At 40.9% G+C, this 13,912-nt stretch carries 16 protein-coding genes and 1 pseudogene; 6 read left to right on the forward strand and 11 right to left on the reverse strand.

Annotation, left to right across the window (positions count from 1 at the left end; genetic code table 11):
• Window positions 1-52 precede the first annotated feature (52 nt).
• Together L1611_RS18435 and L1611_RS18440 are read left to right on the forward strand one after the other, a co-directional pair.
• Window positions 53-256, forward strand: a complete 204-nt coding sequence (locus L1611_RS18435) for a YjcZ family sporulation protein (protein ID WP_407681746.1) — start codon at window positions 53-55, stop codon at window positions 254-256.
• Window positions 257-489: 233 nt separating this feature from the next.
• The gene (locus L1611_RS18440) at window positions 490-816 is read left to right on the forward strand and encodes a hypothetical protein (protein ID WP_236315183.1); all 327 of its coding nucleotides are present in this window, start codon (window positions 490-492) and stop codon (window positions 814-816) included.
• A 423-nt stretch (window positions 817-1,239) separates the two neighbouring features.
• Here L1611_RS18440 and L1611_RS18445 read toward each other — a convergent pair whose 3' ends face one another.
• Genes L1611_RS18445 through L1611_RS18460 form a run of 4 tightly spaced genes read right to left on the reverse strand, consistent with a single transcriptional unit; the run spans window position 1,240 to window position 4,679 of the window.
• A complete protein-coding gene (locus tag L1611_RS18445; protein WP_225064517.1) occupies window positions 1,240-1,539 on the reverse strand; it encodes a ferredoxin family protein in 300 nt (99 codons plus the stop codon).
• The gene (locus L1611_RS18450; RefSeq protein WP_236315184.1) at window positions 1,539-2,834 is read right to left on the reverse strand and encodes an FAD-dependent oxidoreductase; all 1,296 of its coding nucleotides are present in this window, start codon (window positions 2,832-2,834) and stop codon (window positions 1,539-1,541) included. Before L1611_RS18450 ends, L1611_RS18445 begins: the two co-directional genes overlap by 1 nt.
• Complete coding sequence (locus tag L1611_RS18455) at window positions 2,818-3,852, reverse strand: electron transfer flavoprotein subunit alpha/FixB family protein (RefSeq protein ID WP_236315185.1); 1,035 nt, start codon at window positions 3,850-3,852, stop codon at window positions 2,818-2,820. Before L1611_RS18455 ends, L1611_RS18450 begins: the two co-directional genes overlap by 17 nt.
• Complete coding sequence (locus tag L1611_RS18460; protein ID WP_236315186.1) at window positions 3,852-4,679, reverse strand: electron transfer flavoprotein subunit beta/FixA family protein; 828 nt, start codon at window positions 4,677-4,679, stop codon at window positions 3,852-3,854. The genes L1611_RS18455 and L1611_RS18460 overlap by 1 nt, the downstream gene beginning before the upstream one ends.
• A 347-nt stretch (window positions 4,680-5,026) precedes the next feature.
• Here L1611_RS18460 and L1611_RS18465 point away from each other — a divergent pair, with 347 nt between their 5' ends.
• The 3 genes from L1611_RS18465 (at window position 5,027) to L1611_RS18475 (ending at window position 7,724) form a co-directional block, all read left to right on the forward strand.
• Window positions 5,027-5,353 (forward strand): DUF4212 domain-containing protein, encoded by a 327-nt coding sequence (locus L1611_RS18465; protein WP_236315187.1) that lies wholly within the window; start codon window positions 5,027-5,029, stop codon window positions 5,351-5,353.
• Window positions 5,350-7,035: a sodium:solute symporter family protein gene (locus L1611_RS18470; protein ID WP_236315188.1), complete on the forward strand. Its 1,686-nt coding sequence runs from the start codon at window positions 5,350-5,352 to the stop codon at window positions 7,033-7,035. The genes L1611_RS18465 and L1611_RS18470 overlap by 4 nt, the downstream gene beginning before the upstream one ends.
• A 236-nt stretch (window positions 7,036-7,271) precedes the next feature.
• Window positions 7,272-7,724 (forward strand): hypothetical protein, encoded by a 453-nt coding sequence (locus L1611_RS18475; RefSeq protein WP_236315189.1) that lies wholly within the window; start codon window positions 7,272-7,274, stop codon window positions 7,722-7,724.
• Between the two features lie 620 nt (window positions 7,725-8,344).
• On the opposite strand, the gene L1611_RS18480 is transcribed toward L1611_RS18475, so the two are convergent.
• From L1611_RS18480 to L1611_RS18490, 3 genes and pseudogenes are all read right to left on the reverse strand, one after another.
• Window positions 8,345-9,211, reverse strand: coding sequence for an alpha/beta fold hydrolase (locus tag L1611_RS18480; RefSeq protein ID WP_236315190.1), 867 nt, complete (start codon window positions 9,209-9,211; stop codon window positions 8,345-8,347).
• A gap of 378 nt (window positions 9,212-9,589) precedes the next feature.
• Window positions 9,590-10,171 carry a TetR/AcrR family transcriptional regulator gene (locus L1611_RS18485; protein WP_236315191.1) on the reverse strand — a complete coding sequence of 194 codons (582 nt, stop codon included), beginning with the start codon at window positions 10,169-10,171 and terminating at the stop codon, window positions 9,590-9,592.
• 364 nt (window positions 10,172-10,535) lie between these two features.
• Window positions 10,536-10,721: pseudogene (locus L1611_RS18490) on the reverse strand (GTP-binding protein); the annotation flags it as partial.
• A gap of 278 nt (window positions 10,722-10,999) precedes the next feature.
• On the opposite strand from L1611_RS18490, the gene L1611_RS18495 reads away from it, so the two are divergent.
• Window positions 11,000-11,473: a DUF2512 family protein gene (locus L1611_RS18495; protein ID WP_236315192.1), complete on the forward strand. Its 474-nt coding sequence runs from the start codon at window positions 11,000-11,002 to the stop codon at window positions 11,471-11,473.
• Between the two features lie 9 nt (window positions 11,474-11,482).
• On the opposite strand, the gene L1611_RS18500 is transcribed toward L1611_RS18495, so the two are convergent.
• The 4 genes from L1611_RS18500 to L1611_RS18515 all read right to left on the reverse strand — a co-directional run bounded on the left by L1611_RS18500 (window position 11,483) and on the right by L1611_RS18515 (window position 13,809).
• Window positions 11,483-12,259 carry an NRDE family protein gene (locus L1611_RS18500; protein ID WP_236315193.1) on the reverse strand — a complete coding sequence of 259 codons (777 nt, stop codon included), beginning with the start codon at window positions 12,257-12,259 and terminating at the stop codon, window positions 11,483-11,485.
• A gap of 54 nt (window positions 12,260-12,313) precedes the next feature.
• On the reverse strand, window positions 12,314-12,760 hold the full coding sequence (locus L1611_RS18505) for a GNAT family N-acetyltransferase (protein ID WP_236315194.1): 447 nt from the start codon (window positions 12,758-12,760) through the stop codon (window positions 12,314-12,316).
• 77 nt (window positions 12,761-12,837) lie between these two features.
• Complete coding sequence (locus L1611_RS18510) at window positions 12,838-13,023, reverse strand: hypothetical protein (protein WP_225064528.1); 186 nt, start codon at window positions 13,021-13,023, stop codon at window positions 12,838-12,840.
• 168 nt (window positions 13,024-13,191) lie between these two features.
• Complete coding sequence (locus L1611_RS18515; protein ID WP_236315195.1) at window positions 13,192-13,809, reverse strand: superoxide dismutase family protein; 618 nt, start codon at window positions 13,807-13,809, stop codon at window positions 13,192-13,194.
• Window positions 13,810-13,912 lie beyond the last annotated feature (103 nt).

Raw genomic sequence — 13,912 nt, forward strand, 5'->3', positions numbered from 1 at the left:
TTATCCACATATATTGCTATTGTGTCGATTAACTTTTAGGAGGATGAAAAATATGAGTGGTAAAGGATTTGGCCATGGACGTATTTTTGCGTTGATTGTCGTTTTATTCATCTTGTTGGTGATCATCGGAGCTACAGCATGTGGTTATGGTGGTTACGGTGGCGGTCATGGCGGTTACGGTGACGGCTATGGCGGTGGCTATGGTGGCAGTCATGGCGGCTATGGTGGCTGCTGCGACGGAGGATATGGCTACTAAAATACTTGTTCGGAGGGCTTCGTTATCAGAGGTCCTCTTTTTAGTGGACACACCAGTAGATGTTCAGCATTTTTTCAGCAACCGTGATCACTCCTTTCAGCCTTATAAATATTTTTAAAATTATAAAAAATTAAAATCTTTATGGAAAATGGAACATATACTGAATGTAATATCAATCATTCACTAACCTGTAAAAATAAGACAGGTTATAATTCTAAAAAGGAGTGATGCCTATGAAAAACGCCCCTAATTATGGCGAGTTCTATCAGAGATCATTAGTGTTGATTGGTGAAGATGACTCCCTATCAGTCCAGGAAAAACCGGAGAGTGAATTTTTCACTCACTGGCTCATTGCCCTTGAAGGAACTGAAATAGATAAAGTAACGGGTGCATACCAATGGAATGTCTTTGTCTTCCCTTCCAAAAAATGCGGAGGATTCAACTACCATCAACCATTCTATGTATCTAAATGCTTCCAATCGATACATGAAGCTATTGATTACACCGTTCAGCTCGAAAAGAAAGCAAAAGAAGATCAACTATGTAAGATTGCCAATTAAAAAAAGAGAAAAAAATCTGAACTAATTTTCTCTCTTTTTGATCACATATGTGAAACAATGTACAAAGTAAGACGGATACATAACTCTCCTTGATCCCCTCTTTCATCCCCAGGTATTCCTCCATATAAAATTATATCAAGGTCTTACATAACATAGTTAAATACAATGTATATGAATTTTACACCACTTAATGGACCTGACTCTATGAATACTCAATACGGACATTCGTAGCGAGAAAAATCGGGTGAAAGTGCTCCATAAATGCTCTATACGGACATTCGACCACGCTGAACCTGGGAGGCCACACACACAATTACCTCGTGTGACTGATTTTATCGGTTCGAAAATGTGCTGTAACAAAAACTGCACTCTATACAAAATAAAACATGTGAGAACCGAATGCTCGCTCTCACATGCCTTCCCTTATCCCAGCCTGAAGATGATTCCATGGCCACCTTTCGGATAGACCCAGTCGATGTTTTCGTGCGGACATCCGATCCGGCAGCTGCCACATTCGTGACAGCCTTCATAACCGATATGCATCCTGATGTCTTCCCATTTGTAGATTTCAGCCGGGCAGAAAATCGTACAAATTTTATCGGGGCAATCGGTCATGCAGATTTCTGGATTTTTTACATGAAGATGGGATTTTGTATCAGCGTTGAAACGGACAAGGTATTGTTTTTCCTCGATTGACTGTCCCTTTTTCTTCTCTTCACTCATTATTTCATCACCCTCCAAGCCCGATAAGCGTCTCGAGCAATTTTGATTTTCTCCCGAGGTGACCCGATGTCCTTCCAGATTTTCTTTTGTTTTTCCCATTTTGATTTTCCATCTACAGTGAACATTTGACTTGCAGCACGGTTCATCATCGGGATATATTGATCAAAGTACTGTGGGAACTTATCGAAGTGATGGGTAGAATCTTTATATTTTTTCATATCTTGACCTACGAAACTATTCATCAATTTTACACGGTACCGGTCCAGTAACGCCTCTGAAAAATCACCAGCTTGCATGGCTAAAAGAATCGTTTCCGCAGCAATACGTCCCGATGTCATGGCTAGATTGGAACCTTCACGGTGGATGGCATTGACAAGCTGAGCAGCATCTCCAACAACAATCACACCATCTCCGACAACCTTACCCATCGATTTGTAACCGCCTTCGGGAATGAGGTGAGCCAAATATTCCTGCTGCTCGCTGCCTTGTAGATAAGGGCGGATCATCGGATGATCCTTGACATATTCCAAAAGTTCGTATGGTCTGATTTTATGCTTGATGAGCCCGGATAGTAACGTACCCACTCCTATGCTTAACGAGTCTTTATTCGTATAGAGGAAACCGGTCCCGAGGATTCCTTTGGTCGCATCACCGAATAACTCGATTGTACATCCCTGATTCGGTTCAAGGTTGAACCGGTCTTCGATAACTTTTTTATCTAATTTTAAAATTTCCATTGTTGCAAGGGCGACTTCATCTGGTCTGTACTCTTTATGAAAACCGAGTGATTTCGCCAATAATGAATTGACTCCGTCAGCAAGCACCACAACATCAGCATATACCTCACCATCAGGGCGATCCGTCCGGACACCGACCACCCTTCCCTCTTCAACGATACATTCTGTTACAACCGTTTCATTGATCAGTAAAGCACCTTGTTCAACCGCTTTGGAAGCAAACCACTGGTCGAACTTAGCCCGCAATACGGTAAAATTGTTGTAAGGCTCCTTCCCCCATTCCATTCCTTTATATCCGAATGTGACGGCGGATTCTTTATCCATCATCATGAATCGCTGTTCGACGATCGGACGTTCTAAAGGAGCCTCTTGATAAAATCCTGGGATGACGTCCTCCATCATTTGTCGGTAGAGGACACCTCCCATGACGTTTTTGGAGCCTGGATATTCCCCGCGTTCTATGAGGACCACCTTCGCACCGCCTTTGGCAAGCTCATACGCACAGGCGATTCCGGCTGGGCCTGCTCCGACAACGATACAATCAAACCTCTCCGACATGGTTGACCTCCTCTTTTGCTATAGCTCGACTGAATTGTTCAACTAAAAGTGGTATGATTTCGAAGGCGTCCCCGACGATTCCATAGTGGCAAGCTTCGAAAATCGGAGCATCAGGGTCTTTATTGATCGCAATGATCATAGTGGCGTTTTTCATTCCGACAAGGTGTTGGATCGCCCCGGAGATGCCGATTGCAAAATATATCTTTGGTGTAACGGTGACCCCTGTCTGACCAACCTGATGATGATGCTCGATCCACCCAGCTTCGACGACATCCCGACTGGCGCCGACAGCTCCTCCCAGGGTCTCTGCCAACCGGTGGATCAGCTGGAATCCTTCAGCACTTCCCAACCCTTTACCACCAGCGACAACGATGTCAGCTTCGTCTATCCTGACTTTTTTTGTGGTTGCCCGAACGATTTCCAACACCTTCGTCCGGATATCGTCTTCTTTTATATTAATCTGTTCTTCTATCAATTTCCCTGTCCTTCCAGGTTCCTTTTCGAGTGCTTTCATGACTTTTGGTCTTACGGTAGCCATTTGTGGACGGTATTTTTTACAAAGGATCGTCGCCATGATGTTTCCCCCGAATGCAGGTCTGCTCGCAAGTAACAAGCCCGTATCTTCTTCGACATCCAATTCCGTCGTATCAGCGGTCAATCCAGTCGGGAGATCAGTTGCTACTGCGCTTGCCAGGTCTTTTCCCGTAGAAGTCGCCCCGAATAAAATGATTTCAGGCTTATATGTTTCACAACAATGCAGGAGTGCTTTCATATAGGATTCAGTACGATAATCCTTGAAAATCGGTTGGTCGTAAACATAGACGACATCTGCTCCATACTCGAATACTGTTGAGGCAAGGGTTGTCACTTGACTGCCGATGATCACACCAGCAAGCTCTACCCCCCGTTTATCGGCCAACTGCCTTCCAGCTCCTAACAACTCTAGCGAAACGGGGGCGATTGTATTTTCCTGTTCCTCTATAAAAACCCATACGCCATGATACTCCTCGAGATTCATCATGATCCCCCTTTCGCTTGAAATAATTCTTTCTTTTCTAATATGACCGAGAGAATTTGATCAACTTGATCGTGTGGACTCCCCTCCAACATTTTTCCACCTTCAGGTTTCGGCGGCGCCCAGACTTTTGCCACAATGGTTGGGGAACCTTTCAGTCCGAGCTGTTTGATGTCTACATCTTCAAGATCATCAACTGACCAGATTACAGGATCGTACCTGGCAGCTTTGATCATATTCGGGAATGAGGAGTAAGGAACTTCATTGATTTCTTTTTCAACCGATAGTAAGCATGGAAGGGTTGATTGGATCACTTCATGGCCGTCTTCGATCTTACGGTGAACGATGATATGTCCCTCTTCTTGATGAACAGACTCTACTTTTTTCACCGATGTAAGCGGTGGAATATCCAGACGCCGCGCGATACCGGGTCCAACTTGTCCAGTATCACCATCAATGGTCATTTTTCCGCATAAAATGAGATCCACTGGTCGGCTTTTCTGGATCTTATCCAAAGCTTTGGTAAGGGCATAGCTGGTCGCGAGTGTATCTGCCCCCGCAAACCTTCGATCTGAGATCATGTACCCCTCATCTGCTCCGATTTCGATGCATTTCTTGATAGCTTTAACTGCTGGCGGCGGCCCCATTGTCAAAACCGAAACGATTCCGCCATACTTCTTTTTAATCCGTACCGCTTCCTCAACGGCATGTGCATCATAAGGATTCAAAATCGCAGGTGCACTTGCCCGATCCATTGTGTTCGTCTTAGGATTCATCTTGATGATTTTCGTATCAGGCACTTGCTTGATGCAAGCGATGATATGAAGCATTTGACACCTCTCCTTTACTACGAAAATCGCTTTTTTGTAAAATGCTAAGTATGCCTATCTACTCCTACTATATTGAAGGATTTGAAGATAAATGCTGATTTTTAATAAGAATCCCCCTATAATGCCCTATTTTTATAAACCCATCCAGAGGATGTAAGAATGGTAGATTAAAATATACCCTTCATAATATTTTGAACTTTCAAATAACTATTGTATAATTTCTAGTAAATAAAGAAATGGTAGGGCTTTCATGTCGATATGTTGCTTAAAGGGGGTGATCGATGGAAAGTCATAGTCACTGGAATCAGGCCTTTTTGTCACGGAATGATGTATGGAGGTGAAATATCATGAAGGAAACACAGCAGGATTTGACACGTAAGCAGAAAGAATATTGGAAGAAAAATACGCGATTGATCCGAGTTTTACTTGTAATCTGGGCACTTGTTTCTTTAGTTGCTGCGATTATCCTTGCAAAACCTCTTAGTGGTATACAATTCTTTGGTATTCCATTATCATTTTGGTTTGCCCAACAAGGATCGATCATCATATTCTTATTTTTGATTTTTTATTATGCGATAAGGATGGATAAACTGGATAAGGAATATGACGTCCAAGAAGTAATTTTGACGGAAGAACCTTCATCTAAGGACAAGGACAAGGGGGTATCGACATGAGTGTTGAAGCTCTGACGCTGACCCTCGTTGTGATTACATTTGCGATCTATTTGTATATCGGATGGCGTTCGAAAGTAAAAGATACGAGTAACTTTTTCGTAGCCGGAAATGATATTCCTGCAGCAGCGAATGGTGCGGCGATTGCAGCAGATTGGATGTCAGCAGCATCATTCATTTCGATGGCTGGTCTGATTTCATTCTTAGGATACGACGGCACGATCTATCTCATGGGCTGGACAGGCGGTTATGTCCTTCTTGCCCTTTTGCTTGCACCTTATCTTCGTAAGTTCGGTCGCTATACGGTACCCGATTTTATTGGAGATCGTTATTACTCGAATGGTGCACGAGCGGTTGCAGCAGTCGCAACGCTTTTTATCTCCCTTACATACGTAGCGGGTCAGATGCGTGGTGTGGGAATTGTTTTCAGCCGTTATTTACAAGTTGATATCATTGTCGGCGTATTGATAGGTATGGCGATTGTAGCCTTCTTCGCCGTACTTGGCGGTATGAAAGGAATCACTTGGACGCAAGTTGTCCAGTATACGATCCTGATCGTTGCCTTTTTGATCCCGGCGATTGCCATTTCATTAAAATTGACCGGGAATCCAGTGCCGCAGTTAGCATTGACCTTCAGTGATATTGCTAAAGAGCTGAGTGTTTTGCAGGTTGAATTAGGCTTGACGGAGTATGTGGCACCATTTACAAACATGTCGGCACTGAATGTATTTGCTGTCACCCTTGCACTTATGATCGGTACTGCAGGACTGCCACACGTGATCATCCGTTTCTATACGGTGAAAAATGTCCGTGCGGCACGCTGGTCAGCTGGCTGGGCCTTACTCTTTATCGCCCTCCTTTATACAACAGCACCTGCGATCGGAGTATTTGCGAAATACAACCTGATCAACAGCTTCAATGATCAATCAATTGAACAAGTCCGTGAAGAGGCATGGGTAACCAAATGGGAGGAAACAGGACTCCTGTCATTGGAAGATAAAAATGGTGATGGGGTATTGGCCTTCTCTTCCGATGCTGCTGTTAATGAAGTGGTCATCGACCCTGATATCATCGTCCTCTCCACTCCTGAAGTAGCTGAGCTTGCCCCATTCGTCATTGCATTGGTGGCTGCCGGTGGGCTTGCAGCAGCGCTTTCGACCGCTTCTGGTCTTCTGCTGGCGATGTCCAGCGCAGTTTCGCACGACATCTATTATCGGATCTATAGGCCAAATGCAACTGAACAGCAGCGGTTAAAAGTTGGCCGGATCATGATTTTTCTTGCGGTTATTGTCGCTGGGTATTTTGGTATCAATCCACCGGGATTCGTCGGTGAGGTTGTTGCATTTGCATTCGGATTGGCGGCTGCGAGCTTATTCCCAGCTATTCTCCTGGGAATTTTTGACCAGAGGATGAATCGTGAAGGAGCGATCTGGGGAATATCGGTTGGCTTGGCGTTCACAGTGATTATGATTCTACTCATGCGATCACCACAAGTTTTCGGAACAGAAACACCAGTGATCGAGAGCTTCCTTGGTATTAATGCACAAGGAGTCGGTGTCGTCGGAGCACTTCTGAACTTTGTTATTTCATTCATCGTGTCGAGGCGTACTGCAGCTCCACCTGAGGAAATCCAACAAATGGTTGAAGATATCCGTGTACCTAAAGTGATAAATAAAACAGGTTAATAGCACATCCCTATAAAAGAGGAAAACCCACGGAGAAAGTGTAACTTTCTCCATGGGTTTATCCTTTTGGGTTATATAAGTATTCAAGAAAAATTAGAGGATATCTGATGAGAAGATGCTGTTTTTTGGTGAATTCAACCAAATAAGGACCCTGGTGTCCCGCTACTAATTCAGGGAGTTAAGCTTATCTCCATACATATGCGTTTTGGCTAAGTATTTATACAGGAGGATTTTTTATGACAACTTTTTTCGGAATCCTAACGTTAGGACTTTACATGTTCCAACCTTATTTAGATTTGAAAGTGATGCGTAAAGCACTGGGAATTGCTCTTTTCTTAGAATTGTTTTATTTGATCGGACACTTCCTTGCAGGCTGGCCATTCCCTACTCCTACAGTCATCTTTCAGATCATTATCGTCACCGCACTTGGAGTGGCTTTAGGGGTGATTTTTTCAAGGATCTGGCCACTTCCCCGGAATAAAGGGTTTGAACGGATCATGCGTACGTTCTTGATTGTCATACCTTCTTTAGGTATAGGAGTTGGACTTCAATTGGTCCTCCAGGGAAACCATCCGACACAAGCCATCTACCTCATGTTTGCTTTTTCGGCATGGTTGGGATCGGGACATTTTATCAAAAATGAATCCAAAGAAACCCGCTCAGGGGTAGGCAATACAGCCCTGAAATAAAGACTGGCTTTTCAAAGGTTGAAATGATGCTTATAAATCTTATTCAAATATAGATACCTGTAATTATACACTTTTCATAACTATGATCCATCGTTTTGAAGTTGACCGAAGTAATTTGAATCATTTATCAGAGCCGTTTTTGTCAGGACACCCGCCAATAGCTCGGAATCTTTAATCCAATATTAAGGCGATTTTTAACTGTCGGAAACTTGTTCGAATGGTGGCAAGGAGTCCGTGAAGATTGTCCACTCCTCCTCCAAATAAAGGTTTTCCTGATAAACAGCGTGAACGCATTTACCTTATTGTTCGTTATCATTCATACCCAAAGCCAAAAGCTTCAAGCAAATAGAAAACACGGGGTTTCTTGTATGCTCGGCTATTTGCAGGGGTTTAGGGATGATTACAATAAGTTGTTTAAGTTTAATACTTCCAACATGCATACCCCCGTCCTGTTTTGGATGGGGGTAAAATAAAGTTGTAAAATTTTTTAATAAGGATACCTTAGCAATTAAAGATAATATTCATTAGTTTTCCCTACTTTCACAGCGCTTTTAGATGGTAGGATAATAACTCAAACCTTCAATCGACTCAAAAAGATGCTTTAATCTTTGTACTATCCATTAGTGTCGATTGATCCGTTTATCTAGAAATTCTTTGATTAAAAATGAACTTACTTCCAAATGTTCTTCAAGCGGAAAATGCCCTGTATTTAGTAAATGTACTTCGACATCTTCAAGATCTTTTTGATAAGCTAATGCTCCGTCATGTCCATAGAACATATCATTTTTTCCCCAAGCAATTAAAGCAGGAGGTTGATATGTGCGGAAAAATTCCTGCCATTTCGGGAATTCCTTGAGATTATTACGATAATCATAGAATAAAGCCATTTGAATCTCCCTATTTCCTTCTCTATCTAAACCAATTTGATCCATATTCCACGAATCAGGGTTTATTTGATCTGGATTGCGGGTTCCATTTACATATTGAAATTTGGTATAATCTGCCTGCAAGAGACTGTACAAGTTATTCTTATTTTCTTCACTAGGATCTTTCCATACCGCACGAAATGGTGCCCAAGATGGTAATATTCCCTCTTCATATGCATTTCCATTTTGCGAAATAATTGCTTCAATTCGATCAGGATATTTTACAGCTAAACGGAAACCAATTGGTGCGCCATAATCATGAACGTAAATGCTGTATTTTTCCAATTTCAGTTTGTCGACGAAGTCGATAATTACGTTCGCTAAATTTTCAAATGTATACTCGAATTCGGACATAGAAGGCTGATCACTGTAGCCAAAACCGAAATAATCAGGTGCTATTACATGATATCTATCTGCAAGTTTATGGATCAAATTTCTAAACATGTGAGAAGAAGATGGAAAACCATGTAATAGCAAAATGGTTGGATTGTCTTTGTTTCCTGCTTCCCGATAAAATAAATTGTAACCATTAATATTTATTGTTGAATAATTTACGTACATTTCTATCACCTCATATTTGTGTTAATTAAAAAAACTCTACTTACCAAGACACCTAATCACCCAAGATCATGTGCTATTCCTAGTCCAATGTCCTTTGTATCTCTGTAATAAGAGCAATGTTCCCCTTTAAATTTTAGGTGGATGTCATCATAATTCTTCTCATTAATAAAAAGTGATCAAGTCACATATATTTGTTTTTGGTAACACTAAACAGCGTGTAAAAAAAGTCGTACTTTATTCTAAACACAATAAAGATCTGCTTCTCGTTAATTCATCTCCTTTTTCAATGATTAAGCTAAATCAAAAAGGTTGAACGAATATTAACAAGAAAAGAAGTTTTTGAGAACGATCATTCTAATTGCATTAAAAAAATATGATTTAATTCTCATCCAAAATTTTCATAGACAAATCAGCGATGCGTCGAAGCTTTTCTTTTGATGCAGAAGTTCTCCCCATTACTCTTAATCCTACCAATGTATTGTGAAGGCATTCTGCGAGTTCTTTCGCATCGCGATTAGAAGAGAATTCACCATCCTGCTGTCCCCAATGAATAATATCAGCGATTAGCTGCTCAGCCTTTGTGAAACCTTCCGTTGTTTTTGTATCAGCATCAATATCACGTGAAGCAAGTTCTATCGCAGTGTTTACAAATAGACAGCTAAAAGGGAGATCTTGATCGCCTTCAATCACATAGTCAAAAATAAAGCGTATTGCTTTCTTAGCGGATTTGGAACGTTTAACACCTTGCGCAAGATTGGCATCGAGCAATTTTGCGTAACGATCCATAGCTTTGAGAAACAAGGTATGCTTATCAATAAAAGTGTCGTAAAGACTCCTTCGATGAATTCCCATCTGTTCTACAAGCTCAGACATCGATGTTTTTTCATACCCTTGTTCCAAAAATAATAACATAGCTTTTTGGAGAACAGCGTTCTCATCAAATTCTTTCCTTCTAGCCATTTCCATTTCCTCCTTGTCGATATAATATCATTATGAGAACGATCGGTAAAGAATTTTCTTTTGAAAAGCTATTTTTCAACTGTTTTCTCATGGTTTGTGTTTCAAACCAAAATTCGCGTGTAATTTTGATGGTACTACCACCGCTCGGGACGTTTTAAAATCGCTTAGAAGGGGTAGTACCAACGAAGCTGTCACTATCCCAAATCGGCTGATTTTTTTAACAAAACGTATTGGAATTGAAAAAAAACCCCTCCATTTTGATAATGAAGGAGCATCACGTATACTCATGGTAATTTCCATTTCAAAAATTGGCATTAGGCTTTTTCGTTCACTTTCCGAAAAGACGATCGAAGAAGCCCTTTTTTTGTTCAGGTTTCCGGCTGAATCCTCCCTGTTTGACCATTGTTGCATTGATGTTCACTTCGCTCATATCATTTACGATGACAGCGATTTTCTTATCTTGTTTGTTATGAAGCAAATGATTCAATAATGTTGTTTTGCCTGAACCAAGATAACCGCTCAGTACTGTAACCGGAATCTTTTTCTTCAAAGTGGTCTGCCTCCCTGGATTTTTGATAAAATAAAAAACAAACCGTAAAGATTACGATTTGCGGAATAATTATATATCCTTCCTTTTCTTTTGTAAACCTAAAATGTTAAAACATCAACAATGAAGAGTTACAAAGCCTTATGATCAATAGGCCAACCTTATTTATTACGACTGAGTGATTGCAAAAATGAAACATCCATCGGAATTATGATAAATAATCCAAATAATTATGGTGAAAATAGGGATGAACCGACTTTCTAAACAAAGGAGAAATCTACTTGAATATAAGACATATTGTTGCTTTGCTATCAAAGTTTCTGGTTGTTTCCTGTATTGCTTTTGTAACATTGACTGTCTTTTACGGAGTACCGATTGGAAATATACTATGGATGTCTGCGTTGATCACAGTTGTTGGATATGCTATAGGGGACTTATTCATTTTGAAGAAGTTAGGTAATTTTATTGCTACGATCATGGATTTCGGATTGTTTTTTTTCGTATTTTGGTTGTTCGCAGACCAATATATTGAAACACCAGCAAATCAATTATTCGGTGCTGCAATTGCTGCCTTCTTCATTGCGGTTTCAGAGTTCGTATTTCACATTCTTATTGAAGTTTCGAATCCATTGCGAATTTCCAAAGCGGATATTACGGATCCAAACGGGCAAAAATTTGCTGCTGAAGCCGGTGAAGAAATCACTCCTGCCGAAGATGACTTAATGAACGAAAACCGGAATGAAAAGAACAAGTGACGGATGTTTTCACTTGTTCTTTTCGAGACTTATATTAAATGTAAAATGGGCCATGGAGATTTCCCCATCTATCAAACTGCGTTCCGTGAAATCAACCATCCTGTGTTTATCGACGGTCATGACTGTTGATGACCGAGTCCCATATTGATCCGTTTCAATGAATATGGACGAAAGCTTTTCTTCCCAATCCAATCCGATGCCTGTATCAGGAAGTTCATTTCTGATTGCCCGATCCCTGTTAGCCAGAAGTTGGAACAGACAATCTTTATGTATGGAATTTGATGTATCAATACATCGCTTCAGATCCTCTTTTCCTCTTTCTACTTTCGGCCATGGAGTGTCGAGAAAATGATTGCTCAATCCGTATATCCCTGGGGTCAACTCTTTGATTTCATCCTGGATGTTTGAGTAATACCACAGTGCATCTACATTTCCTAATACAAGGTTGAATCCCTGATAGCTTGTCCGATGTTCTTTTAACTTGTGTAAGAATGTTTCACTGTCTTTATTTGAAGATAAATAATCCTGGATGATCTGGCCTCTTGAGACCTTCTTTCCGGTTGATTCCTTAGGATCACGATAATTTGTCAATGCAGCAAATCGTCCATCCATCGAGACACCCAACCACGTCCCCATTTGCATCAAGTCCCTCCCAGCTAAAATCGTCGGCTCGTCCTCCCAAAAATGGGCCGGTGCTGTAGGTCGTTCATAATTTTCATCGCGATTCGCTGCTACGATAAGGGGATATTCAGATTGTTTTTTAAAAGCGAAAAATAAGACGCACATCGGTTTGTTTCCTTTCAGTATCATAAGTTCTATCATTTTTTTCAGGTAGACATGTTACGTTGTTAAAAAATAATAAAAGTGCTCTATATCTTTCTTGTATCCCACTTTCTCATAAAGTTGTTGAGCACTTATATTGTCTTCTGCCGTCTCTAAAAGGATACCTGCTGAACCAGATTGGTAAGAAAGTTCTTTGGCTTTAGATAGTAGTTTTTCTCCTATACCTTGCCTTCTGGACCTCTTATCCACATATAGATCATTCAATAACCACTGCCTTTTTAAACCTACGGATGAAAATATCGGATATAATTGGACAAATCCTATAGCTGTCATGGATTCATCCTTATCTAAAGCTAAATAGATCACCGACTCTTCCTTTTCCAACCGTTCTTTTAGGAATGCTTTGCCAGCTTCATAGTCAGATGGTTTACCGTAAAAAACACGATACTTATCGAATAGAGCAGCGACCTTGTCCAATTCCTTAAGTGTAGCTTTTATTACCATTCACTAAAAACCTCCTTTATATCTAAAAAAAGGCAACCCCTTTAATTATGGTTGCCCCAGGCAAGACAAAGCAAGTTTTACGCTTTCTTTATAAGCAGCTTTACGGCCTTGAATATAATGACAGCTGCAAATGCAATAACCGTTATAATTCCGATAACGTTTAATGCCGAACCAAAGCTTTCTAAAAATGTACCAGACAGGGACACTTCCAACAGGAGGAAACCAGCGACTAAAGCAGCGAAATACGTTAAAATTCCGTCCATCTCTGCCACTCCTTCCTTTTGGTATAAAAACGAAAAAACCAAGTGGTGAATATTATGATGAAAATTCTGAAAATATTCACTTTTACGAGGAATTTGAAATGGCTGTTGTGGGAATAGGAAATTAGAGCTGTAAAAAAGGCTATCATTTAGATAACCTTTGTGCATTCATCAAGATCCTTCTCCTTCACTTATTACTCCACAGGCTACACGGTCCCCGGCATCTCCTGAAGGCTGTGATTGATAATCGTCACGTTCTTTATGGATGATCAGGCTGGTTCCATCAGAGGAAATCAATGAGTTCTCTTCTCCGCTTTTTAATGTGACCATATCATTGGTTACTTCAGCTTGTACTGTCCCATCTTTCTCGACTTCAAGATTTTGGAGATCTCCTGCATGTGGTCCATCTTCATGTTCAGTACCGTGACTTGCATCAGTTGGATTGAAATGTCCTCCTGCTGATTCGAAGTCAGGTTCCTCACAAACCCCTTTTTCGTGAATATGGAAACCATGCTTCCCAGGTGAAAGATTAGAAGCTTTGATGTTGATGACGACCCCTGATAGATGCTGTTCGAGGTCAACTGAGCCAACTTTTTCACCTTTTCCGTTCTTAAGTTCTACGGAAATAGGAACCACTTCATCCCGGGTATTTCCTTCGTTTTCTTTACCACTTAAAGAAGGATTTTCAGAATTCTTTTCTGAATCGGTTCCATCATCAGTATTTGCTCCACAGGCACCAAGGATTAGAATAACCACTACCAAAAAGAAAAAGGATAACCAACGTTTCATAGTGTTCCCCCTCAAATATGTGTTATAGTTCCGTTTCACACAATCAGGAGGGATTAAACATATTTAAGAAAAAATGGGCCATATGCCTAATTAACTTCGTAAT

The organism is Pseudalkalibacillus salsuginis (assembly GCF_021646685.1).
In the GTDB taxonomy this organism is placed as follows: Bacteria; Bacillota; Bacilli; order Bacillales; family Fictibacillaceae; genus Pseudalkalibacillus; species Pseudalkalibacillus salsuginis.